This window comes from Streptomyces sp. HUAS MS02, assembly GCF_055702265.1.
Window position 1 is genome coordinate 4,004,159 of record NZ_CM146747.1, and the last position, 23,416, is coordinate 4,027,574.

Below are 23,416 nucleotides of genomic sequence, written 5' to 3' on the forward strand. Positions count from 1 at the left end.
CCCCCCCCCCGCCCCTGAAAAGCAGGGGCTTCGCCCCGTGCTTTTCAGGCCCGCAGGGCCTGTTCTTTCAGGGGCGCGGGGAACTGCGCGAGAAGCCCCACGCACCCGCACCCGCCAATCGCACCCGACCCCCCACTCTCATGCGCGCACCATGCCCTCGGTGGCCTCCCCCTTGCCGGAGGCCTCCGCCTTGCCCGAGGCCTCCGCCGCGGAGGAACCCCCGGCCCCCCGCAACGGCACCTCCTTCACGAACACCGCCGCCACCAACGCCACCACGGAGACGACCGCCCCCAGCAGAAACGCCGAGTGCGTCCCGGCGGACACCGCGTGCTGGTACGCCTCCCGCGCGGCCTCCGGCAGCTTCGCCAGACTCGCCGCGTCCAACTGCGCCGACTGCTCGGTCACCTTGGACCCCAGCGCCCCGGCCCGCTCGGCCATCACGTCCTGCACTCGGCTGTTGAACAGCGCACCCATGATCGCGACCCCGAAGGACGACCCGAGGGTCCGGGACAGCGTGGTCGTGGACGACGCCACCCCCATGTCCTTCATCTCGACGCTGTTCTGCGCGACCAGCATGGTGATCTGCATCAGGCATCCCATACCGGCCCCCAGCACGGCCATGTACAGCCCGGACGTCACCCGGCTCGTCCCGATGTCCATCTGCGCCAGCAGGAACAGCCCCACGATCATCAGGACGCTCCCGACGAGCGGGAAGACCTTGTAGCGGCCGCTGTTCGTGGTCACCCGCCCGGCCACCATCGACACCGCGAGCATCGCCCCCAGCATCGGCAGCAGCAACAGCCCGGAGTTCGTCGCGGACGCGCCCTGCACCGACTGCTGGTACAGCGGCAGGAACAGCACCGCACCGAACATCACGAACCCGGTGAAGAACCCGATCAGGGACATCAGCGTGAAGTTCCGGCTGCGGAAGATGTGCAGCGGGATCACCGGCTCGGCCGCCCGCTTCTGCACGAACACGAATCCGACCAGCGAGGTCACCCCGAGCGCGATCAGCTCCATGATGACGGCCGAGCCCCAGGCGTACTCGGTGCCGCCCCACGTGGTGACCAGCACGATCGCCGTGATGCCGACGGTCAGCAGGCCCGCGCCCAGATAGTCGATGTTCCGCGCCGACCGCCCCTCGCGCGACGGCTTCGGCAGGTGCAGCACGGCACTGACGGCGATCAGTGCCACGACCCCGAGCGGCAGGTTGATGTAGAAGGACCAGCGCCAGCCCCAGTGGTCCGTGATGGACCCGCCCACCAGCGGCCCGGCGATCATGGCGAGGGCCATCACCCCGGCCATCATGCCCTGGTACTTGCCGCGCTCCCGGGGCGGTATCAGGTCGCCGATGATCGCCATGACGCCGACCATCAGCCCGCCGGCGCCGAGTCCCTGCACGGCGCGGAACCCGATGAGCTGGCCCATGTCCTGGGCCATACCGCTCAGCGCCGACCCGATCAGGAAGATCACGATCGAGGTCATGAAGACCCGCTTGCGGCCGTAGAGGTCGCCGAGCTTGCCCCAGATGGGTGTGGAGGCGGCGGTCGCGAGCGTGTACGCGGTGACGACCCACGAGAGGTGTTCGAGCCCGCCCAGCTCGCCCACGATCGTCGGCATCGCGGTGCCGATGATCATGTTGTCGAGCATCGCGAGCAGCATGGCGATCATGAGCGCGAGCAGCACCACCCGCACACTGCGCGACTGCGGCCCGTCCGCCTCGGCCCCACCGCTCGCTTCGTTCTTCTTCTCCGCATCCATCGCGGTCCTCCACTCCCCCCGGAGCTCCCGTGCACTTACTTGCCGACCGGCTAGTTGTCTACACTTAGGGAAGCTAGGCCCCTAACTAGCCGGGCGTCAAGTAAGTTCGACGCGCTTGGCCGAGGCTTGACCGACCCGGGCCGTCCGAGCGGCGAGGAGTACGAGGATGAGCGGCACGACACGGGACGCGACGGGCCCGACGAGCCCGACACCGAAGCGGCAGCGTCGCGGCGACACCCGCCAGCGCATCCAGGACGTCGCCCTCGAACTCTTCGCCGAGCAGGGCTACGAGAAGACCTCGCTGCGGGAGATCGCCGAACGCCTGGATGTGACGAAGGCGGCGCTGTACTACCACTTCAAGACCAAGGAGGACATCCTCATCGGTCTCTTCCAGGACCTGCAGCGCCCGATCGACGAACTGATCGAATGGGCGGGCACCCAGCCGCGCACCCTCGACACCAAGCGGGAGATCCTGCGCCGCTACAGCCTGGCCCTGGCCGATGTCGCCCCCCTCTTCCGCTTCATGCAGGAGAACCAGGCGACGGTCCGAGAGCTGAGCGTCGGCGAGACGTTCAAGGACCGCATGATCCGGCTGATCGACACCATCAAGGAACCGGACGCCGCCCTGACCGACCAGGTCCGCTGCACGAGCGCCCTGTTCACCATGCACGCCGGCATGTTCGTCCTCAGGGACGTCGAAGGCGACCCCGAGGAGAAGCGCAAGGCCGTCCTTGAGGTCGCGATCGACCTGGTGACCCAGGCGCACGCCGGCACCCCACACTCGTGAGGGCCCTCGTATCGGGGTAAGACCCCCAGAGCCCTCGGGGACCTCCCGATCGCATCCCCACCGCATGCCGATCGCATCCCGACCACATCTCGACCGCATCGGCACGAGGAGGCCCGAGTGAAAGCCGACGACCACGCCCGGATGACCGACGAGGAGCGCGCCGCTCACGACCGCAGAAGCCACCGCATCGCACTCGCCGTCACCGTGGCGGTCGGGATCGCGATGCTCCTCCTCATGGCCTTCTTCAGCGACTACTACGCCGACACCCCGATGTGCGGCACGGGCCAGGACTACGGCCCGTGCTGACCGGCCCTGGCTGACCGGCCCTGGCGACCGGCCCTGGCCTCAGGCCCGAGCGGATCAGACGCTGACGCCCTTGGTCCGCAGGAAGGCGACCGGGTCGATGGCGGAGCCGTAGTTCGCGGTCGTACGGATCTCGAAGTGCAGGTGCGGCCCGCTGGAGTTACCGGTGTTGCCGGAGAGGGCTATGCGCTGCCCGGTCTTGACGACCTGGCCGACCTTCACGTTCACCTTGGACAGGTGGGCGTACTGCGAGAACGTGCCGTTGCCGTGCTTGATGACGACGGCGTTGCCGTACGCCGGGCCGTCACCGGCGCCGTTGCCGCCGGCCTTCACGACGGTGCCGCCGTGCGCGGCGGCGACGGCCGTACCGCTCTTGACGGCGAAGTCCTGGCCGCTGTGCTTCGCGGACCACATGTTGCCGGCCTGGGCGAAGCGCGCGCTCAGCTTGTAGCCCTTGACGGGGCTGACCCAGGAGGCGGCCTTCTTGGCGGCGGCGGTCTGGACGGTGGCGGTGCCGGCGCTCGTGGCCTGAGCACCGCCGGCGGCGGCCGCGACCCCGGCCCCCAGCACGCCCGAGACACCCACACCCACGGCCGCCACGGCGGCACGGACACGGAGCTGGGACATACGGGAACGGGGAGTGCGAACACGCTGCGACATGGAGTACCTCACGGGAGACGGAGACAGGGAACGTGCCTCGACGGACACGAATCCCACCCGGCACACATCTGCGGCCGCCGAATGGGACACCCCTTGGTACCCCGACGCCCCGAAACCCCCCAAACGCGTGACCTACGACCGAACGTCGTAGGTCTCCATAAACCGCCCCTCTCGTTGACATCCACCCCCAAACCGTCCCCCACCTGCACGGCAGCAATCAAATCCCCTGACAACACACCCAAATGTCCGTTTTGCCCATCACCCCTTCGCCACTATTCCACCTAGTACCGGACAAATGACCTGTGCGGCACGTCACCGGTACCGACCCGAAAGACCTCAGGAATGTGACGCCGCCTACGAGGCCCACATCACTCACGGGCGATGGATTCCGGCAGCAGAAAAGGGGCTGCCCCGGGACCGAAGTCCCGGGGCAGCCCCTTTGTCGCTCAGGCCGAGCGCGGCGGTTAGGCGTCCTTGCTCAGGTTCGGCCCCGCACCGCCGGCCGCCTGCTCGATCGGCGGGACGTCCGGCAGCGCCGACTTCTCCTCACCCCGGAAGGTGAAGGTCTGCGTCTCGCCCTCGCCCTCGGTGTCCACGACCACGATGTGGCCGGGGCGCAGCTCGCCGAAGAGGATCTTCTCGGAGAGGGTGTCCTCGATCTCGCGCTGGATGGTCCGGCGCAGCGGCCGGGCGCCCAGCACGGGGTCGTACCCCTTCCTGGACAGCAGTTCCTTGGCGGACTGGGAGAGCTCGATGCCCATGTCCCGGTCCTTCAGACGCTCGTCCACCTTGCCGATCATCAGGTCGACGATCGCGAGGATGTCCTCCTGCGTCAGCTGCGGGAAGACGACGACGTCGTCGACACGGTTGAGGAACTCGGGCCGGAAGTGCTGCTTGAGCTCGTCCGAGACCTTGTTCTTCATGCGCTCGTAGTTGGTCTTCTTGTCGCCCGAGGCCGCGAAGCCCAGGTTGAAGCCCTTGGAGATGTCCCGGGTGCCGAGGTTGGTCGTCATGATGATGACCGTGTTCTTGAAGTCCACGACCCGGCCCTGGGAGTCGGTCAGGCGACCGTCCTCCAGGATCTGCAGCAGCGAGTTGAAGATGTCCGGGTGGGCCTTCTCGACCTCGTCGAAGAGGACGACGGAGAACGGCTTGCGGCGGACCTTCTCGGTCAGCTGGCCGCCCTCCTCGTAGCCCACGTATCCGGGCGGGGAACCGAAGAGCCGCGAGACCGTGTGCTTCTCGCTGAACTCCGACATGTCGAGGGAGATCAGCGCGTCCTCGTCGCCGAAGAGGAACTCGGCGAGCGCCTTGGACAGCTCGGTCTTACCGACACCGGACGGGCCGGCGAAGATGAACGAACCACCGGGACGCTTGGGGTCCTTCAGACCGGCACGCGTACGGCGGATCGCCTTCGACAGCGCCTTGACGGCGTCGACCTGGCCGATGACCCGCTTGTGGAGCTCGTCCTCCATGCGCAGCAGACGCGAGGACTCCTCCTCGGTCAGCTTGAAGACCGGGATGCCGGTGGCGGTCGCCAGGACCTCGGCGATCAGCTCGCCGTCGACCTCGGCGACGACGTCCATGTCGCCGGCCTTCCACTCCTTCTCGCGCTTGGCCTTGGCGGCCAGGAGCTGCTTCTCCTTGTCGCGGAGGGAGGCGGCCTTCTCGAAGTCCTGCGAGTCGATCGCGGACTCCTTGTCCCGGCGGACACCGGCGATCTTCTCGTCGAACTCGCGGAGGTCCGGCGGCGCGGTCATCCGGCGGATGCGCATCCTCGATCCGGCCTCGTCGATCAGGTCGATCGCCTTGTCCGGCAGGAAGCGGTCCGAGATGTACCGGTCGGCGAGCGTCGCCGCCTGCACCAGGGCCTCGTCCGTGATGGAGACGCGGTGGTGGGCCTCGTACCGGTCGCGCAGACCCTTGAGGATCTCGATGGTGTGCGGGAGCGAGGGCTCGGCGACCTGGATGGGCTGGAAGCGGCGCTCCAGGGCCGCGTCCTTCTCCAGGTGCTTGCGGTACTCGTCCAGGGTGGTGGCACCGATGGTCTGCAGCTCACCGCGGGCCAGCATCGGCTTCAGGATCGAAGCGGCGTCGATGGCGCCCTCGGCGGCACCCGCACCGACCAGCGTGTGCAGCTCGTCGATGAACAGGATGATGTCGCCGCGGGTGCGGATCTCCTTGAGCACCTTCTTCAGGCGCTCCTCGAAGTCACCGCGGTAGCGGGAGCCGGCGACCAGCGCGCCGAGGTCGAGGGTGTAGAGGTGCTTGTCCTTGAGGGTCTCGGGCACCTCGCCCTTGACGATGGCCTGGGCGAGGCCCTCGACGACGGCGGTCTTGCCGACGCCGGGCTCACCGATCAGGACCGGGTTGTTCTTGGTACGGCGGGACAGCACCTGCATGACCCGCTCGATCTCCTTCTCGCGCCCGATGACCGGGTCGAGCTTGGACTCACGAGCGGCCTGGGTGAGGTTCCGGCCGAACTGGTCGAGGACCAGGGACGTCGAGGGGGTGCCCTCGGCGGGGCCGCCGGCGGTGGCGGTCTCCTTGCCCTGGTAACCGGAGAGCAGCTGGATGACCTGCTGCCGCACCCGGTTGAGATCAGCGCCCAGCTTGACCAGGACCTGGGCGGCGACGCCCTCGCCCTCACGGATCAGGCCGAGCAGGATGTGCTCCGTGCCGATGTAGTTGTGGCCCAGCTGAAGGGCCTCGCGGAGCGACAGCTCCAGGACCTTCTTGGCACGGGGGGTGAAGGGGATGTGGCCGGACGGAGCCTGCTGCCCCTGCCCGATGATCTCCTCCACCTGCTGGCGGACCGCCTCGAGCGAAATCCCGAGGCTCTCCAGGGCCTTAGCGGCGACACCCTCACCCTCGTGGATCAGGCCCAGGAGGATGTGCTCGGTGCCGATGTAGTTGTGGTTGAGCATCCGGGCTTCTTCCTGAGCCAGGACGACAACCCGCCGCGCGCGGTCGGTGAACCTCTCGAACATCGTTAATCGCTCCTCAGAGCGGTCAGGCAGTGAGGGGACGCTCCCCTCGCTGTCCTTCCGCAGCTTAGTCCCGCAAGCGGGGACCGCTCATTCCAACTGCCGACACCGTCCTTGGCCTCCTGACCCCGAACGCCGACATCTGCTCCAACCCGATGGTGCGAGACGATGTTCCCGCAGGCCAGGCAGTTACCCCCACCATCAGTACGCCGATGGCGAACGTGAGACGGCCTTTCCTGCGTGTCGCCCCCTCCCACTAGGGATGTCTTACCCGTAGGGACTGACACTCCATGCCGGATGCACCGGTTCCCTCCGCTAAGGGCGAACATCCTTGCGTCACCGCACACTGTGGAACGCCCCCTTTCCCGGCACTCTTCGAAGCAGCGCCGACACCCAGCGTAACTCTGGGCCCCTTCGCCCGGTTGCTCCTGACATGGCCATCGTCCCCCTTCCCCGCCGACCGCTCGACCCGAGCGCCTCCTCGGCCGTCGCCCCGCGCGATGTCCCGGGTGAGGACCCCTGCGACGCGGTGCGGTGGTGGTACGAGAACGATCTCGGCTGGGCGACCGTGCCCGGGACGCCCGTACACCTCATTACGGGCCTGCGCTTCGATGTGCTCGACGTACCGGTGGAAGCGGGGGTCGCGGCGCTCCGTCATCTGGGGCCGGTGCCCGGCCCGGGTTCCCCGGTGGCGCTGTGCGGCGGGCGGATGCTGCTGCTGGTCGCGGCGGGGAGCGCGGAGGAGGTGCCGGAGCTGTTGCGGTGGCTGGACTGGGGCGGCCTCGACCTGGACCTCACTGCCGTCGGAACGGGCGGTCACATGGTGGCGCCGGAGCCCCCGGGTGTGATCGGTGGGCGCGGGGAGGCCGGTTCACAGGGGGCCGCCGAGTGGGTGCGGCCCCCCGAGCCGGGGTGCGAGGTCGAACCCTCGCTGCCGAGCATGTCGGCGTTGGGGGGCGGTGGGGGCGCCCCCGACCTCGTGCGAGTGGTGGACACGGTGGCGACGCACTGCCACCGCGTCCGGCTGCGGCGCGCGAGCACCGGGCCGTCGGAATCTCAGCCGTTGGCCTTCTCGTAGGCCTCGCGGATGGAGGCGGGGACGCGACCGCGGTCGTTGACCTCGTAACCGTTCTCCTTCGCCCAGGCGCGGATGGCCGCGGTGTCCTGGCTGCCGCCGGAAGCGACGCGGGCCTTGCCACGCCCGCCCGCAGCGCGGCCCCCGGTACGCCGGCCACCCTTGACGTAGGGGTCGAGAAGGCCACGAAGCTTGTCCGCGTTGGCGGTCGTGAGGTCGATCTCGTACGTCTTGCCGTCCAGCGCGAACGTCACGGTCTCGTCCGCCTCGCCGCCGTCGAGGTCGTCGACAAGAAGGACCTGAACCTTCTGTGCCACCGGATTTCCTTTCATCGAAAACTTCAGGGCCGAGGGCTGCGGCGAGCGCCGCTGTTTCACGTCCCCTGTTATATGCAGTACTGCAGTACGTCGGAAAGCAAACCGCTTTTCCAGGAAAAACACAAACCCCTGGGAGAGACCGAGGAGAGTCCGGGGAGAGAGTCCGGAGAGGACGAGGAGCCCCGGGAAGACCGGAAACATGCGCGTTTCGGACATAGGCCCCGCGGGCAAGGCGACCCTCGGCGGAACGCCCCTCACCGGAATTGGTCTCCGCCGACGATCACAGATGCAGAAGCATCCGGCTGTTGCCCAAGGTGTTCGGTTTCACTCGTTCGAGACCGAGGAACTCCGCGACGCCCTCGTCATAGGAACGCAGCAGCTCCGCGTAGACATCGGTGTCGACGGGAGTCTCCCCGATCTCCACGAAGCCGTGCTTGGCGAAGAACTCGACTTCGAAGGTCAGACAGAAAACGCGTCGAACACCCAGCCAGCGAGCGGTGTGCAGCAACTTCTCGAGCAACTGGTGACCGACGCCGAGGCCCTTGGCGTCGGGGTTCACCGCGAGAGTGCGGACTTCCGCGAGGTCTTCCCACATGACGTGCAGCGCGCCGCAGCCGACGACCTGGGCGTTGTCGTCCCGTTCCGCTACCCAGAACTCCTGGATGTCCTCGTAAAGCGTGACCGTGGCTTTGTCGAGCAGGATGCGGCGCTGGACGTAGGAGTCGAGCAGGTCGCGCACGTGCGGGACATCGCTGGTCCGAGCCCGCCTGACGGTGATGGCTTTTGCGGTGGCTTCGGGACTCGTTGCTGGCATGAGCGGACGCTATCGCCCGGGGAGATCCGGTGATTCGCCGGGGGTCCCCTGTGTTTCGCCGGACGATTCGACGGATTCGCCGGCGGTTTCAACAGGGGTTTCGAGGACGGGGGCGGCGGGCGCGGCGGGTTCGGGTTTGGCGGGGCCCGGGCCCTCCACGATGCGTACGGCGTCGGTGAGCGCCTGTCGCTGTTCCTCGCTCATCATCCCGAAGAAGGCGACGAGGGCGGCGGCGGGGTTGTCGCTCTGCGACCAGGCTTCGTTCATGAGTGCGGCCGCGTAGGCGGCGCGAGTGGAGACCGCCTCATATCGATAGGCCCGGCCCTCCGCCTCCCGGCGCACCCAGCCCTTCTGATGGAGATTGTCCAGAACGGTCATCACGGTGGTGTACGCGATGGACCGTTCCTGCTGAAGATCTTCCAGGACTTCCCGAACTGTCACCGGGCGGTTCCACTTCCACACCCGCGTCATGACCGCGTCTTCGAGTTCTCCCAATGGGCGAGGCACAGTTCCGCACACTATCCGGAGCGGGGGAACAAAAAGGGCGTACGACTCGAAAAACACACGAGTCGTACGCCGATGGGGCGGAGCGGTACGCGTCAGGCGCCGGTGGCCCGGGAGTCGCCGTCGGCCTGGCGGGTGTTCTCCGCGCGGGCGAGGGCCGCGTCGACCACCGCGTCCTCCTTGGCCTTGTTGGGGCCGCCCTGGGTCTTCACGATCACCCGGATGACGCTGATGAACAGCACGGCCATCACGAACGGGGGCAGCAGCGCGGAGACGTAGTCCATGCGTCCAGGGTAGCCAGGGCTAGACGGCGGCCAGCTGCTGGGGCGGGTTCGCGGGCGGGGCGGGCGGCTTCCGCTTGGGCGGGAAGACCTCGCCGGGGGTGGGGATGGGGCGGCGGCCCGGGCGCGGGGCGTCGGGGCGGGGCACCGGGCCGGGCTTGTCGGCGGGCTCGGCCGGCTGGGCGGGGCGGGACGGCCGGGCGGGCTTGGGCCGGGCGGGCTCTCCGGCGGCGCGCGCGTGGCTGTCCCGCGCCGCCAGACCGCCCGGGAGCGCGGTGAGGCGGAGCCGTGAGCGGCCGGAGGCGGAGCGCGAGGCGGGGACGACGACGGCCGAGGCGGCCGCGCGCCCCTCGAAACGGGCGCGCACGTCCTGGGCGACGAGCGGGCGGCAGCGCTCCAGGAGCGACGCGGCGGTGGGGTTGCCGCGCAGGGCGCGCAGCGCGGCGAGGTCGTCCGGGTGGGGGCGGTACCCGGTGTCCAGGGCCTGCGTCAGGAGTGCCGTGTAGCCCGTGACGGTGCCGGGGAGCGCGGCGCGGTACCGGGCGAGGTCGGCCAGCAGGAAGGCCCTCAGACGGGCGTCCTCGCGGGCCGCCTCGTCGACGGACTCGGCGAGCCGGAGGCAGTCCTGCACCTCCTCCGCCGAGACGGGACTGGGGTTGAGGGCGAGGGCGAGGGCACGGCGGAGCACACGCAGCTCCTCAGCGCCGAACGCCATGCCGCCGCGGGTTCCGTGGGGCGTGGGCATGCGGCGACGATACGCGCTAATCAGACAAAACAGATGTGATGAGGGGGCGTGGCGCGGAGGGTTCCACCCGGGTGGGGGGCGCGAGGGGTGCGTTCGTCGGGTGCGGGTGGGTGGGGGCTGGTCGCGCAGTTCCCCACGCCCCTGAAAAGCAGGGGCTGTGCCCCGTGCTTTTCACCCCGAAAGGGCCGTAGGCCCCTTTCGGGGGCGCGGGGAACTGCGCGAGAAGCCCCACCGGGCCGCACCCGACGAACACACCCCTCTCAGGCGCTCAGAGTCGCGACACGTTGCGCTCGTACACCAGCCGCAATCCGATCAGCGTCAGCCACGGCTCGTGTTCGTCGATCACCGAGGACTCGCCCAGCACCATCGGTGCCAGCCCGCCCGTCGCGATGACCGTCACGTCCGCGGGGTCGTCGGCGAGTTCGCGGACCATGCGGCTGACGACGCCGTCGACCTGCCCGGCGAACCCGTACACGATCCCGGACTGCATCGCCTCGACCGTGTTCTTGCCGATGACGCTGCGCGGCCGTGCGACCTCGATCTTGCGGAGCTGGGCGCCCTTCACGCCGAGCGCCTCGACGGAGATCTCGATACCGGGCGCGATGACACCGCCGACGTACTCGCCGCGCGCGCTGACCGCGTCGAACGTCGTCGCCGTACCGAAGTCCACGACGACGGCCGGCCCGCCGTACAGCTCGACGGCGGCGACGGCGTTGATGATGCGGTCGGCGCCGACCTCCTTCGGGTTGTCCGTGAGGATCGGGACGCCCGTCTTCACCCCCGGCTCGACGAGCACGGCGGGGACGTCGCCGTAGTAGCGGCGGGTCACCTCACGCAGTTCGTGCAGCACCGAGGGGACGGTGGCGCAGATCGCGATGCCGTCGATGCCGTCGCCGAGCTCCTCGCCGAGCAGCGGGTGCATGCCCATGAGGCCCTGGAGGAGGACCGCCAGTTCGTCGGCGGTGCGGCGCGCGTCGGTGGAGATGCGCCAGTGTTCGACGATGTCCTCGCCGTCGAACAGACCGAGGACGGTGTGGGTGTTGCCCACGTCGATCGTCAGCAGCATGGCCCGTCCCCGTCCCTACTCGGCCGCGCGCAGGTCGAGGCCGATGTCCAGGATCGGGGACGAGTGGGTCAGCGCCCCGACGGCCAGGAAGTCGACGCCGGTGTCCGCGTACGCCTTCGCGTTGGCGAGGGTCAGCCGGCCCGAGGCCTCCAGGAGGGCGCGGCCGTCGACGATCGAGACGGCCTCCTCGCACTCCAGCGGCGTGAAGTTGTCCAGGAGGATCAGATCGGCGCCCGCGTCGACGACCTCGCGCAGCTGGTGCAGGGTGTCGACCTCGACCTCGATGGGCACCTCGGGGAACATCTCGCGCACGGCCTTGAACGCCTGGGCGACACCGCCCGCGGCGACCACGTGGTTGTCCTTGACGAGGGCCGCGTCCGACAGGGACATGCGGTGGTTGATCCCGCCGCCGCAGCGGACCGCGAACTTCTCCAGGGAACGCAGCCCCGGCGTCGTCTTGCGGGTGTCGCGCACCTTGGCCGTGGTGCCCTCCAGGGTGTCCGCCCACGCGCGCGTGGCGGTCGCGATGCCGGAGAGGCGGCACAGCAGGTTCAGGGCGCTGCGCTCGGCGGTGAGCAGGTCACGGGTGGCGCCGGTGACGCTGAGGAGCTTCTGGCCGGCCTCGACGCGGTCGCCGTCGTCGACGTGCCGCTCGACCTCGAACTCGTCGGAGCAGGCCACCGAGAGGACCGCCTCGGCGACTCTCAGGCCCGCCACGACGCCGCCCTCGCGTGCGGTGAAGTCGGCGGTGGCGCGCGCGTCCTCGGGGATCGTGGCGACCGTGGTCACGTCGACGCCGTGGTCGAGGTCCTCCTGGATGGCGACGTTGGCGATGTCCTCGACCTCCACGGGGTCGAGTCCGGCGTCGGCCAGGAGCTGGGCGAGCGCGGGATCGAGCCCGCACTCCAGGTATTCCTCGCTGAGGCCGTCGTCCGCGCCGCAGGCGCAGCCGTCGCCGCAGCCGCCGCTCTGGGCGAGGGGAAGGTCGGGAGTGCTCACGTCTGTCACTGCTCCTGCTGGTGCTGCCGGGTCGGGGGGAAGTCTGCGGTATCCGTGGTGTGTACGGCGAGCGTCCGGTCCGGATTCAGCCGTACGACGATGTGGCGGCGCCAGGCGGTGTCGTCGCGCTCGGCGCGGTCCTCGCGCCAGTGGCAGCCGCGGGTCTCCTCGCGCAGCCGGGCGGCGGCGACCAGGACGCGGGCCACGCACAGGAGGTTGGTCGTCTCCCAGGTGTCGACGCCCGGCTCGGCCGTCTTGCCGTTCTCGGCGAGGGCGTCGCGGGCCTCGGCGTGCAGCCGGTCCAGGGCGGCCGCGGCGGTGGCCAGGGACGCCTCGGAGCGCAGCACGCCGGCGCCCTCGGTCATGGTCCGCTGGATCGCGAACCGTATCTCCGGGGCGAGCAGCGGGTGCGCTGGCTGCTCCGCGTGCGGGACGGGCTGGGGCACGCGCGCGTGCAGGCCGTGGTCGGCGTGGGCGGCGACGATGTCGGTGACGATCCGCTCGGCGTAGACCAGGCCCTCCAGGAGGGAGTTCGAGGCGAGCCGGTTGGCGCCGTGGACACCGGTGCAGGCGACCTCGCCGCAGGCGTACAGGCCGGGGACGGTGGTGCGGCCGCGGGAGTCGGTGCGGACGCCGCCCGAGGCGTAGTGGGCGGCCGGGGCGACCGGGATGGGCTCCGTGACCGGGTCGAGGCCGTGGGCGCGGCAGGCGGCGAGGATCGTCGGGAAGCGGTGCTCCCACATGTGCGCGCCGAAGTGCCGGGCGTCCAGGTACATGTGCTCGGCGCCCTGCTCCTGCATGCGGCGCATGATGCCCTTGGCGACGATGTCCCGGGGCGCCAGCTCGGCCAGTTCGTGCTGTCCGACCATGAAGCGGGTGCCGTCGGCGTCCACCAGGTGGGCGCCCTCGCCGCGGACGGCCTCGGAGACCAGGGGCTGCTGGCCCTCCGCGTCCGCGCCGAGGAACAGCACGGTCGGGTGGAACTGGACGAATTCGAGGTCGGAGACCTCCGCGCCCGCGCGCAGGGCGAGGGCCACGCCGTCGCCGGTCGACACCGACGGGTTGGTGGTGGCGGAGAAGACCTGGCCCATGCCGCCCGTCGCGAGGACGACCGCGGGGGCGTGGACGGCTCCCACGCCGTCGTGCTGGCCCTCGCCCATGACGTGCAGGGTGACCCCGGCGGTGCGGCCGGCGGCGTCGGTCAGCAGGTCCAGCACGAGCGCGTTCTCGACCGTGCGCACGCCACGCGCGCGTACCGCCTCGACGAGGGCCCGGGAGATCTCGGCGCCGGTGGCGTCGCCGCCCGCGTGGGCGATGCGGCGGCGGTGGTGGCCGCCCTCGCGGGTCAGCTCCAGGCCGCCCTCCTCCGACTCGTCGAAGTGGGCGCCGGTCGCGATCAGCCGGCGTACGGCGTCGGGGCCCTCGGTGACGAGGAGGCGTACGGCCTCCTCGTCGCACAGGCCCGCGCCGGCCACCAGGGTGTCGTCCAGGTGCTGTTCGGGGGTGTCGCCCTCGCCGAGGGCCGCGGCGATGCCGCCCTGGGCCCAGCGGGTGGAGCCGTCGTCGAGGCGGGCCTTGGTGACGACGACCGTGGTCAGGCCGGCGGCCTCGCAGCGCAGCGCGGCGGTGAGGCCGGCCACGCCCGAGCCGACGACCACGACGTCGGCGTCGATGGACCAGCCTGGGGCAGGTGCGTGCAGTCGTATGCCTGTGGTGGTCACGAGGCGGCTCCGAAGGTGAGGGGGAGGTTGTCGATCAGCCGGGTCGTCCCCACCCGGGCCGCGACGGCGAGGACGGCTTCGCCGGTGAAGTCGTCGGGGATGTCGGTGAAGTCGGTCGGGTCGACCAGCGCCAGGTAGTCCAGGACGATCGGCGGCTTCATGCGCAGGGCCTCGTCGAGGACCAGACGGGCGGCGGCGCGGACGGCGGCCGGGCCGCCGGGGGCGGACTTGGCCATGGCGTGCGCGTCGGCGGCGGCGCGGGACTCGCCGATCGCGCTGAGGGCCTCGGCACGCGCGCGCGTGGCGGGCACCTCACGGGCGCGGGCGCGCAGGGCCTCCTGCGCGGCGTGCCGGTCGCGGCCCGCGAACAGTGCCTGGGAGAGCGCCAGGGCGGTGCGGCGCTCCTCGGTGGACAGGTACCGGTTGCGGCTGGACAGGGCCAGACCGTCGGCCTCGCGGACCGTCGGGACGCCCACGATCTCCATGCCGAAGTTCAGGTCGCGGACCATGCGGCGGATCAGGGCGAGCTGCTGGGCGTCCTTCTGTCCGTAGAGCGCCACGTCGGGGCGGGTGAGGTGGAGCAGCTTGGCGACGACGGTGAGCATGCCGTCGAAGTGCCCGGGGCGGGAGGCGCCCTCCAGGCGCTCCCCCATGGGTCCGGCGGTGATCCGGACCTGGGGTTCGCCGCCCGGGTAGACCTCCTCCACGGAGGGGGCGAACACCACGTCCGCGCCCGCCTGTTCGGCGAGCTTGACGTCGGCGTCGAGGGTGCGCGGGTAGCGGTCGAGGTCCTCGCCGGCGCCGAACTGGAGGGGGTTGACGAACACGGTCACGACGACCTCGCCCGTGTCGCCCGCGATCTCGCGCGCGCTGCGGATCAGCGTGGCGTGGCCCTCGTGCAGGGCGCCCATGGTCATCACGACGGCCCGGCGTCCCGTACGCGCGCGTGCGTGCAGTTCGTCGGCGGTGCGCAGCACGGTGATGGTCATCGGGCGTCCCCTTCGGTGCCGTCGGATCCGTCCGCTCCGGTGGTTCCGCTGGTCCCGTCGGCGAGTACCCCGAGGAGGTCCTCGGCGAGCTCCGGCTTGAGCAGGCCGTGGGCGAGGGCCCGGTCGGCGGTGGCGCGGGCCATCGCCAGGTATCCGGCGACGGTGGCGGGGGCGTGCGCGCGCAGCTCGGCGACGTGCGCGGCGACCGTGCCGGCGTCCCCGCGCGCGACGGGGCCGGTGAGGGCCGCGTCGCCCGACCTGAGGGCGTTGTCCAGGGCGGCGCCGAGCAGGGGGCCGAGCATGCGGTCAGGGGCGGTGACCCCGGCCGTGCGCAGCAGTTCCATGGACTGGGCGACCAGGGTCACCAGGTGGTTGGCGCCGAGGGCGAGGGCCGCGTGGTAGAGCGGGCGGTTCTCCTCGGCGATCCACTCGGGCTCGCCGCCCATCTCGATCACCAGCGCCTCGGCGGCGAGCCGCAGCTCGTCCGGGGCGGTGACCCCGAAGGAGCAGCCGGCGAGCCGCTGCACGTCCACCTCGGTCCCCGTGAACGTCATCGCGGGGTGCAGCGCCAACGGCAGCGCCCCGGCCCGCAGCGCGGGGTCCAGCACCTTCGCGCCGTACCGTCCGGAGGTGTGCACGAGGAGCTGCCCCGGCCGTACGGAGCCGGTCTCCGCGAGGCCCTCGACGAGCCCCGGGAGAGCGTCGTCGGGGACGGTCAGCAGGACCAGGTCCGCGTGGCGCAGCACGTCGGCGGGGGACATCAGCGGGACGTCGGGCAGCAGTTCGGCCGCGCGCCGCCGGGAGGCGTCGGAGACGCCGGAGACGGCCACCGGCCGGTGACCCGCGAGCCGGAGCGACGCCGCCAGCGCGGGACCGACCCGGCCGGCGCCGACGACACCGACGGAGAGCCGCGCGGGGCGGTCCTTCGGCTCTGGCTGCTGGAATGTACTCACTCGGTGGTGGCCTTCCCGTTCCAGTCCGCTCTGGGTACCGGACGATTTCTCGTCATGTTAACGCGATTGGTTCGAGGGGCGTTCGGTTGTCCACAGGCTGTGGGCGGTCGCGGGCCGTTTCCGCAGGTCGCGTCGGAGGGCTTGGACACATGGCCGGTTCGGCCCGGAAACCGGGTGCCGGGCCGGACGGCCCGAGGGGATGATCCCAGGATGAGTGAAGCTGCGATGAAGCGGTACGAGCGGCGGCAGGTCGCGCACCGGGCGGCAGGGCGCGTGCTGGCCCGGACGAGTGCGCTGGCCACGGTCCGGGAACGCCTGGCGCTGCTGGAGACGGCCGGTGACGTGTACGACCTGGACCGGACCGTCGACATGTACGGCAACGGGGTCGTCGAGACCCTGGAGGACCGGACCGCCGCACTGCTCGGCATGGAGGCCGCCGCGTTCTTCCCCACCGGCACGATGGCGCAGCAGGTGGCACTGCGCTGCTGGGCGGCCCGCACCGGGAACCCCGCCGTCGCCCTGCACGCCCTCTCGCACCCCGAGATGTACGAGCGGCACGCGTTCAGCCGGCTCAGCGGGCTGCGCCCGGTCCGGCTGACGAGCGAGCCGAGGCAGCCGACCGCCGAGGAGGTACGCGATCTCGACGAGCCCTTCGGGGCGCTGATGCTCGAACTGCCCCTCAGGGAGGCCGGGTGCCTGCTCCCCTCCTGGGAGGAGCTGGAGGAGGTCACCGAGGCGGCACGCGCGCGGGAGGCGGTGGTCCACTTCGACGGGGCCCGGCTGTGGGAGTCCACCACCCACTTCGGCCGCGCCGTCGACGAGATCGCGGCCCTCGCCGACAGCGTCTACGTGTCGTACTACAAGTCGCTGGGCGCCTACGGCGGCGCCGCGATCGCCGGTCCCAGGACGCTGATCGACGAGGCGAAGGCCTGGCGGCACCGCTACGGCGGGCAGCTCTTCCAGCAGTTCCCCACCGCCCTGTCGGCCCTCGTCGGTCTGGAGCGCGAACTGCCCCGGCTGCCGGAGTACGTCCGCCACGCGCGCGTGGTCGCGGCCGCGCTGCGCGAGGGGTTCGCGGCGGCGGGGGTGCCGTGGGCCCGGGTGCACCCCGAGGAGCCCCACACCCACGAGTTCCAGGTCTGGCTGCCGTACGAGGTCGATGTCGTCGCTGAGGCCTCGGTGCGCCAGGGCGAGCAGACGGACGCGCTGCTCTTCGCCCGCCCGTGGGACCCGGGCGGGCCGGGACTGGCCGTCACGGAGATCGAGGTGCGGGCCGCCGCGCTGGAGTGGACGGCCGACGACGTCCGGGCGGCCGTGGCGGACTTCGTGGGCCTCGTGGAGAAGGTGGCCCGCGAATAGACCTGCCGGACGCGGGGGTTGCTGGCCGGCCGAGGCGGTGGAGGGGGCGGTGTCAGTGGTCGGGGGCACCATGGGGCCATGAGTGTGCGCATCGACATCACCGGGCTGCGGCGGGAGAAGGTGGCCGTCGTGCCCTCGCCGCTGGCCGAGCTCGGCATGGCGCTGCACGTGCTGTCCGAGCCCGGACACCACCCGGGCCTCCAGGGCTGGGTGACGGGGGTGACCGCCCGGCTCGACCCGCATCTCGCCGACCGGATGTCCGAGGCGGACTTCCTGTGGCGCACGTCGTTCTCCGACCTGTTCCTCCCCTTCGCCGGGATCCCCGGCCGGGACACCCTCCCGGGCGCGACACTCGCCGACGACCTCGATCTGCTGGACAAACTGACGGACGACCAGTTCGTCGACGCCGGGCTGGAGTTCGTCTGCTCCCCCGGGTACGCCTACGACTCGCCGCGGCCCGGCCCGCTGGCCGACGCGGAGATGCGGCGCAGTGCCCTGGAGCTGGCCGCCGCGCGCGGGCCGCGGCAACTGCGGTTCGCCGGGCGGCTGCTGGCGGACCCGCCCGGGGTGCGGGCCTGGCTGCGGCAGTTCCTGGAGGACTGCGACGCGGCCTTCTTCGCCGAGACCTGGTCCCGGCTGTGCCACCCGCTCGCGGCGGACGCCCGCCACAAGACCGACGTGCTGCGGCACAAGGGGCTGGCCGAGGCGCTGGGGGCCGTCTCGCCGTCAGTGACCCTGGACGGCCCGAACGTCGCGAACGGCCCGAACGGCCCTGCCGGCCCGAACGTTGCGGACGGCCGGGACGCGGCGACGGGGCGGATCGTCGTGGACAAGCTGGTCGAGGGCCGTACGCACACCGGTGACGGCGGCCTGCTGCTCGTGCCGACCAGCCTGGGGCGGCCCCATCTCACCGTCCTGCACCGGTTCGGCTGGCAGCCGGTGATCCAGTACCCGGTGAGCGCGGCCGAGCCCGCCGCCCCGCCCTCCGTGGAGCAGCTCGCCCTGCGCATGACCGCGCTGGCCCACCCCGTCCGGATGCGCCTGTGCCGCAATCTGGCCCGCAGCGCGAACACCACGGGAGAGCTGGCCCAGATGCTCGGCATGACCCCGCCGGAGATATCCCGGCACCTGGCCGTCCTCAAGAAGGCGGGCCTCCTCACGACGCGCCGCCGGGGCCGTTACGTGCTCCACCAGCTGGACGTGACGGTGGTGGCCCGGCTGGGCAGCGACTTCCTGGAGGGGCTGCTCAGATAGCCGGACGCCCGGCGGCACGGGCGAAGCAGAGGACCGTGGGCCGTGGGCCGGCCGTCTCAGCCGTGTCCGCCGGCGCGCACCAACCCCGTCTCGTACGCCAGGACGACCACCTGGACGCGGTCGCGCAGGCCCAGCTTGGTCAGGATGCGGCCCACGTGGGTCTTGACCGTGGCCTCGGAGAGGACGAGGCGGGCGGCGATCTCGCCGTTGGAGAGGCCCTGCGCGACGAGGATCATGACCTCGCGCTCGCGTTCGGTGAGCCGTTCCAGTTCCTTGTGCTTGGGCTCCGAGCCGGTGCTCGGGAGCATTGGGGCGAACCGGTCGAGCAGCCGCCGGGTCGTGGAGGGCGCGACGACCGCGTCACCGCTGTGCACGGCACGGATCGCGGCCAGCAGCTCACCGGGCGGCACGTCCTTGAGCATGAAGCCGGAGGCGCCCGCCTTCAGCCCGGAGAAGGCGTACTCGTCGAGGTCGAAGGTGGTCAGGATGAGCACCTTCGGCGGCTCGGGCTCCGCACAGATACGGCGGGTGGCCTCGACGCCGTCCAGCTTCGGCATACGGACGTCCATGAGGACCACGTCCACCTCGGTCGACCGCACGACCTGGAGGGCCTCGACGCCGTCGCCCGCCTCCGCCACGACCTCCATGTCCGGCTGGGCCGCCAGCACCATCCGGAACCCGGTGCGCAGCAGCACCTGGTCGTCGACGAGCATCACGCGGATCGCCATCGGGTCCTCTTCCGTTTCCGTCTACAGATGTCGGGTCTACAGGTGCCGGGTCTGCAGATATCGGGTCTACAGGTGTCAACGGCCGGCACGGCCGTGTCGCCGTGTCAGTGCGCGGGCTTCAGGGGCAGCAGGGCGCTGATCCGGAAGCCGCCGCCGGGGCGGGGGCCCGCGTCCAGCGTGCCGCCGACCATACCGACGCGCTCACGCATCCCGATGAGGCCGTGCCCCTGGCCGTCGGCGCCGCCCTCCTCGTACAGCTCGTGCGGCGCGCCCTTGCCGTCGTCCTCGACGAGCAGGCCGAGGCCGTCGTCGAAGTAGACCAGCCGGACACTCGCCCCGGCGTTCGGGCCGCCGTGCTTGCGGGTGTTGGTGAGGGCCTCCTGGACGATGCGGTACGCCGTCAGCTCCACCCCGCTGGGCAGCGGGCGCGGAGTGCCCTCGATCTTGAAGTCGACGGGCAGCCCGGCCACTCGGCACTGCTCGACCAGGTCGTCGATCTGCTCGACGTCGGGCTGCGGGACGTACTCGCCGACCTCCTTGTGCTCACCGGTGCGCAGCACGCCCAGCAGGCGGCGCATCTCGGCGAGGGCCTGGCGGCCGGTGGAGGAGATCGTCTCCAGGGCCTTCTTCGCCTGGTCGGGGGCGGCGTCGAGGACGTACGCGGCGCCGTCGGCCTGGACGACCATCACGGACACGTTGTGCGCGACCACGTCGTGCAGTTCACGGGCGATCCGGGCGCGCTCGGCGGCGACCGCGACCTTGGCCTGTGCCTCGCGCTCCTTCTCCAGCCGGGCGGCGCGCTCCTCCAGCTGCGCGAAGTACGCGCGGCGGGTGCGCAGCGAGTCGCCGAGCACCCAGGCCAGGGCGAAGGGCACGGTCAGGAACAGCGCGAGCACCGCGTTGCCCATCGTGCTCGTGTCGTCGTCGGTCCAGCGCAGCTGTCCCAGCGACGCCGCGCACAGGCCGCCGCCCAGGGCGAACCAGGAGGCCCAGCGGGCGCCGTTCGCCGCGACCGTGTAGATGACCACGAGCATCGCGAAGTCGGCCGGGATTCTCGGCACGTCGAGGATCAGCTGCGCGATGCCCGCCGCGGCGGCCAGCATCAGCATCTTCTCGGGCATACGGCGCCGCAGGGCGATCGACAGACAGAGCACGAGCGTGATCACCACGAACGCGGTCTCGTTCATGTCACGCGCGTAGTCCGGGTCGATCGCTCCGCCGGCCAGGGTCACCCCGAGCAGGACGACGGCCCAGAAGCTGTCGACCCATGTCGGGTGTCGGCGGAGGAAGTCATAGAGGCGCTGCACGTAACCCAGCGTAGGGAAGCGGGCGGTGTGCCGGGGTCAACCGGAGGGCCGATCCATGACGGGTGCATGTACTCCCCAAGGTGGAGGCGTTGTTGTCCGTTCCGCTTAGCCTGGCGCTGTGACGAATCGCCTACGAACTCGGGAGGGCGCGTTGGTCCGCGGCCGCGGGTCGGGTGGGGGTGACCGCGCAGTTCCCCGCGCGCCCGACGAGGCGCGGCCTTGGCGGGCGGCGGCCGAGCGGGCGCTGTACGGGCCCGAGGGCTTCTACCGGCGGCCGGAGGGGCCGGCCGGCCATTTCCGGACCTCCGTGCACGCCTCCCCGCTGTTCGCCGCAGCCGTGGCCCGGCTGCTGTGTCGCGTGGACGAGGAGGCGGGGCGGCCGGGCGAGCTGGCTTTCGTGGACATGGGGGCCGGGCGCGGGGAGCTGGTGTCCGGGGTGCTGGACGCCTTGCCCGTCGACGTGGCGGAACGCACGCGCGCGTACGCCGTCGAACTGGCCGACCGACCGCCCGGCCTGGATCACCGCATCGAGTGGGTCGCAGAACCGCCGGGGGGCGTCACGGGGCTGCTGTTCGCCAACGAGTGGCTGGACAACGTGCCCGTGGACGTCGTCGAGGTGGACGCGGCAGGCGTGGCACGACTGGTGCTCGTACGGGAGGACGGCGGCGAGGTGCTCGGGGAGCCCGTCGGCGGGGCCGAGGCCGAGTGGCTGGACCGGTGGTGGCCGCTCGACCCGGAGGAGGGGCTGCGGGCCGAGGTCGGACTGCCCCGGGACCGGGCGTGGGCCGCCGCCGTGGCGGGCGTCGAGCGGGGGCTGGCCGTCGCCGTCGACTACGCGCACCTCGCCGGCTCCCGGCCGCCCTTCGGGACGCTCACCGGGTTCCGGGAGGGGCGGGAGACCGCGCCGGTCCCGGACGGTTCGTGCGACATCACCGCGCACGTGGCGCTGGACGCGTGCGCGCTGCCGGGGGCCCGGCTGCTCACCCAGCGGGAGGCCCTGCGCGCCCTGGGGGTCACCGGCGGGCGCCCTCCGCTTTCCCTGGCGACCACCGACCCGGCGGCGTACGTACGTGCCCTGGCGGGCGCGGGCGAGGCCGCCGAACTGACCGCGCCGGGCGGCCTGGGCGACTTCGGATGGCTCCTGCAGCCGGTCGGGATCACGGACCCGCTCGCATAGGGCCCTTCTGATGGATCTCCGTGGGAGAAGGAGCGGCGGTCGGTGCGTGCTCTCGGCGTGCCGGGCGGAAGCCCTCGTAGCGGAGCTACTAGGGCTTTTGCCCGGTGCGGCGAGAGGGCGTGCCGGGCGTCGCGACGCCGCGGAGATCCATCAGAAGGGCCCTAGTAGTGCTTCGTTACGTTGGGTGATCTCGGCTGTTCGTGGGCAGCTTCCTCGGGTGAGGTTGGGGGAGGTGGAACGGCTCCGGGGTGAGTTGGCGGAGTTCGTTGCCGATGTGTTCGGGTCGTTGTCGCGGCGTGATCAGCGGCGGTGGGGCGAGTGTTATCTGCGGGGTCTGATGCTGGACGGTCGGCGCAAGTCGGTCCAGCCGATGGCCGAGCGTCTGCCGGACGGGAACATGCAGGCCCTGCAGCAGTTCGTGAGCCAGTCACCGTGGGATCCGCTGCCGGTTAGGCGGCGGATCGCCGAGCGGCTGTCCCAAGTTGTCGGGCCCGAGGTGTGGGTGATCGACGATGTGTCGTTCCCCAAGTGCGGCACGGCGTCGGTCGGGGTGGCCCGCCAGTACTGCGGAGCGGTCGGCAAACGGGCGAACTGCCAGGTCGCGGTCAGTGTCCATGCCGCCACCGACACCGCCTCGTGCCCGTTGGAATGGCAGTTGTATCTGCCGCGTGAGTGGACGGACGAGCCGGACCGATGCCGCAGGGCAGGCGTCCCCGACGGCGTGGTGCACCGGGAGAAGTGGCGTCTGGCGCTCGGCCTGCTGGACACACTCGCCACCTGGCAGTTGAAGGCGCCGGTCGTGGTCGCCGACGCCGGCTACGGCGTCAGCACCCCCTTCCGGCTCGGTCTGGAGGAGCGCGGGCTGGCCTATGTCCTGGCCCTGACCGGGAAGGAAGTCGCCCATGCGGAGGATGCCGAGCCTGGCCGGCCTGCCTATGGCGGGCTCGGACCGCCCACCCTTCCCCGCTACCGCACCCCACCGCGAGCCGTTTGTGTCCTCGCAGCACAGGCGGGGGCAGAGCGGTTCACCGAGGTGACCTGGAGGCAGGGCAGCAAGGGCGCGATGACCTCACGGTTCGCGGTGCTGAGGGTGCGGCCCGCGGGCAAGCAGTCCCTGGCCGCAGCCCAGGAGGCGGGCGGCGGCCGCAACCGGTGGGACGGCGTCCTGCCTGTCCAGACACTCCTTGTCGAGTGGCCGGACGGCCAGGACACTCCCACGGACTACTGGATATCGAACCTGCCTGCCACCACACCGGCCGCTGACCTGGTGCGATGGGCCAAGATGCGCTGGCGGATCGAGCACGACTACCGCGAGCTCAAGCACGGCCTGGGGCTGGACCACTTCGAGGGCCGCACCTGGCGCGGCTGGCACCACCACGTCACCCTCGTCACCGCCGCCCAGGCCTTCCTCACCCTGCGGCGGCTCGACCCAAAAGTCCGCACACCGGCCTAACCCTCTACCAGGTCCTCGACGTCCTTCAGGACCTGCTGAGGTGCTGGACCGGTACCTGCACCACCTGCGGCCGCCCCCTACCCAGCCCTCGGAGACGCCGCAGACAGCCCACAACCTAACGAAGCACTACTAGGGCCGGGAGGGCCGTGGCGGGCCCTCGGACCCGCTCGCGCGGG

General features: G+C 71.2%; 22 protein-coding genes. 7 read left to right on the forward strand and 15 right to left on the reverse strand.

The annotated features are described in order from the left end of the window. Window positions 1–138: 138 nt before the first annotated feature. A complete protein-coding gene (locus tag ACZ9QC_RS17140) occupies window positions 139–1,761 on the reverse strand; it encodes an MDR family MFS transporter (RefSeq protein WP_472920907.1) in 1,623 nt (540 codons plus the stop codon). A 166-nt stretch (window positions 1,762–1,927) separates the two neighbouring features. Here ACZ9QC_RS17140 and ACZ9QC_RS17145 point away from each other — a divergent pair, with 166 nt between their 5' ends. Both ACZ9QC_RS17145 and ACZ9QC_RS17150 read left to right on the forward strand, forming a co-directional pair. Continuing rightward, the gene (locus ACZ9QC_RS17145) at window positions 1,928–2,548 is read left to right on the forward strand and encodes a TetR/AcrR family transcriptional regulator (protein WP_472920908.1); all 621 of its coding nucleotides are present in this window, start codon (window positions 1,928–1,930) and stop codon (window positions 2,546–2,548) included. A 117-nt stretch (window positions 2,549–2,665) separates the two neighbouring features. Further along, entirely contained in the window at window positions 2,666–2,854 is a 189-nt protein-coding gene (locus tag ACZ9QC_RS17150; protein WP_472920909.1) for a hypothetical protein, read from the forward strand. 54 nt (window positions 2,855–2,908) lie between these two features. On the opposite strand, the gene ACZ9QC_RS17155 is transcribed toward ACZ9QC_RS17150, so the two are convergent. Continuing rightward, a complete protein-coding gene (locus tag ACZ9QC_RS17155) occupies window positions 2,909–3,511 on the reverse strand; it encodes a M23 family metallopeptidase (RefSeq protein ID WP_472920910.1) in 603 nt (200 codons plus the stop codon). 464 nt (window positions 3,512–3,975) lie between these two features. Next, window positions 3,976–6,501 (reverse strand): ATP-dependent Clp protease ATP-binding subunit, encoded by a 2,526-nt coding sequence (locus ACZ9QC_RS17160; protein ID WP_472920911.1) that lies wholly within the window; start codon window positions 6,499–6,501, stop codon window positions 3,976–3,978. 430 nt (window positions 6,502–6,931) lie between these two features. Between ACZ9QC_RS17160 and ACZ9QC_RS17165 the strand changes: the two genes are divergently transcribed. Then, a complete protein-coding gene (locus ACZ9QC_RS17165; protein ID WP_472920912.1) occupies window positions 6,932–7,576 on the forward strand; it encodes an SCO3374 family protein in 645 nt (214 codons plus the stop codon). Here ACZ9QC_RS17165 and ACZ9QC_RS17170 read toward each other — a convergent pair. The 10 genes from ACZ9QC_RS17170 to ACZ9QC_RS17215 form a co-directional block, all read right to left on the reverse strand. Next, a complete protein-coding gene (locus ACZ9QC_RS17170; protein ID WP_472920913.1) occupies window positions 7,555–7,890 on the reverse strand; it encodes a histone-like nucleoid-structuring protein Lsr2 in 336 nt (111 codons plus the stop codon). The genes ACZ9QC_RS17165 and ACZ9QC_RS17170 overlap by 22 nt on opposite strands. Before the next feature lie 280 nt (window positions 7,891–8,170). Then, entirely contained in the window at window positions 8,171–8,704 is a 534-nt protein-coding gene (locus tag ACZ9QC_RS17175; protein ID WP_045562639.1) for an amino-acid N-acetyltransferase, read from the reverse strand. Between the two features lie 9 nt (window positions 8,705–8,713). Beyond that, window positions 8,714–9,175: a BlaI/MecI/CopY family transcriptional regulator gene (locus tag ACZ9QC_RS17180; RefSeq protein WP_472921719.1), complete on the reverse strand. Its 462-nt coding sequence runs from the start codon at window positions 9,173–9,175 to the stop codon at window positions 8,714–8,716. 128 nt (window positions 9,176–9,303) lie between these two features. Continuing rightward, complete coding sequence (locus ACZ9QC_RS17185) at window positions 9,304–9,492, reverse strand: hypothetical protein (RefSeq protein WP_184905067.1); 189 nt, start codon at window positions 9,490–9,492, stop codon at window positions 9,304–9,306. Window positions 9,493–9,511: 19 nt separating this feature from the next. Continuing rightward, a complete protein-coding gene (locus ACZ9QC_RS17190; protein WP_472921720.1) occupies window positions 9,512–10,204 on the reverse strand; it encodes a hypothetical protein in 693 nt (230 codons plus the stop codon). A 298-nt stretch (window positions 10,205–10,502) separates the two neighbouring features. Then, complete coding sequence (locus ACZ9QC_RS17195; RefSeq protein ID WP_215448328.1) at window positions 10,503–11,300, reverse strand: type III pantothenate kinase; 798 nt, start codon at window positions 11,298–11,300, stop codon at window positions 10,503–10,505. 15 nt (window positions 11,301–11,315) lie between these two features. Continuing rightward, entirely contained in the window at window positions 11,316–12,299 is a 984-nt protein-coding gene (gene nadC / locus ACZ9QC_RS17200; protein ID WP_472920914.1) for a carboxylating nicotinate-nucleotide diphosphorylase, read from the reverse strand. Window positions 12,300–12,304: 5 nt separating this feature from the next. After that, window positions 12,305–14,020, reverse strand: a complete 1,716-nt coding sequence (locus ACZ9QC_RS17205; protein ID WP_472920915.1) for an L-aspartate oxidase — start codon at window positions 14,018–14,020, stop codon at window positions 12,305–12,307. Continuing rightward, window positions 14,017–15,009 (reverse strand): pantoate--beta-alanine ligase, encoded by a 993-nt coding sequence (gene panC / locus ACZ9QC_RS17210; RefSeq protein WP_472920916.1) that lies wholly within the window; start codon window positions 15,007–15,009, stop codon window positions 14,017–14,019. Before panC ends, ACZ9QC_RS17205 begins: the two co-directional genes overlap by 4 nt. Then, window positions 15,006–15,962, reverse strand: coding sequence for a Rossmann-like and DUF2520 domain-containing protein (locus ACZ9QC_RS17215; RefSeq protein WP_472920917.1), 957 nt, complete (start codon window positions 15,960–15,962; stop codon window positions 15,006–15,008). The genes panC and ACZ9QC_RS17215 overlap by 4 nt, the downstream gene beginning before the upstream one ends. Window positions 15,963–16,172: 210 nt before the next feature. Here ACZ9QC_RS17215 and ACZ9QC_RS17220 point away from each other — a divergent pair, with 210 nt between their 5' ends. Both ACZ9QC_RS17220 and ACZ9QC_RS17225 read left to right on the forward strand, forming a co-directional pair. After that, window positions 16,173–17,321: a threonine aldolase family protein gene (locus tag ACZ9QC_RS17220; RefSeq protein ID WP_472920918.1), complete on the forward strand. Its 1,149-nt coding sequence runs from the start codon at window positions 16,173–16,175 to the stop codon at window positions 17,319–17,321. 78 nt (window positions 17,322–17,399) lie between these two features. Next, complete coding sequence (locus tag ACZ9QC_RS17225) at window positions 17,400–18,575, forward strand: DUF5937 family protein (RefSeq protein ID WP_472920919.1); 1,176 nt, start codon at window positions 17,400–17,402, stop codon at window positions 18,573–18,575. 56 nt (window positions 18,576–18,631) lie between these two features. On the opposite strand, the gene ACZ9QC_RS17230 is transcribed toward ACZ9QC_RS17225, so the two are convergent. Both ACZ9QC_RS17230 and ACZ9QC_RS17235 read right to left on the reverse strand, forming a co-directional pair. Beyond that, window positions 18,632–19,303, reverse strand: a complete 672-nt coding sequence (locus ACZ9QC_RS17230) for a response regulator transcription factor (RefSeq protein WP_467331365.1) — start codon at window positions 19,301–19,303, stop codon at window positions 18,632–18,634. Between the two features lie 104 nt (window positions 19,304–19,407). After that, window positions 19,408–20,610 (reverse strand): sensor histidine kinase, encoded by a 1,203-nt coding sequence (locus ACZ9QC_RS17235; RefSeq protein WP_316726515.1) that lies wholly within the window; start codon window positions 20,608–20,610, stop codon window positions 19,408–19,410. 151 nt (window positions 20,611–20,761) lie between these two features. Between ACZ9QC_RS17235 and ACZ9QC_RS17240 the strand changes: the two genes are divergently transcribed. Together ACZ9QC_RS17240 and ACZ9QC_RS17245 are read left to right on the forward strand one after the other, a co-directional pair. Next, window positions 20,762–21,787 (forward strand): SAM-dependent methyltransferase, encoded by a 1,026-nt coding sequence (locus ACZ9QC_RS17240; RefSeq protein WP_472920920.1) that lies wholly within the window; start codon window positions 20,762–20,764, stop codon window positions 21,785–21,787. Window positions 21,788–22,004: 217 nt separating this feature from the next. Continuing rightward, on the forward strand, window positions 22,005–23,240 hold the full coding sequence (locus tag ACZ9QC_RS17245) for an IS701 family transposase (protein WP_472915873.1): 1,236 nt from the start codon (window positions 22,005–22,007) through the stop codon (window positions 23,238–23,240). Window positions 23,241–23,416 lie beyond the last annotated feature (176 nt).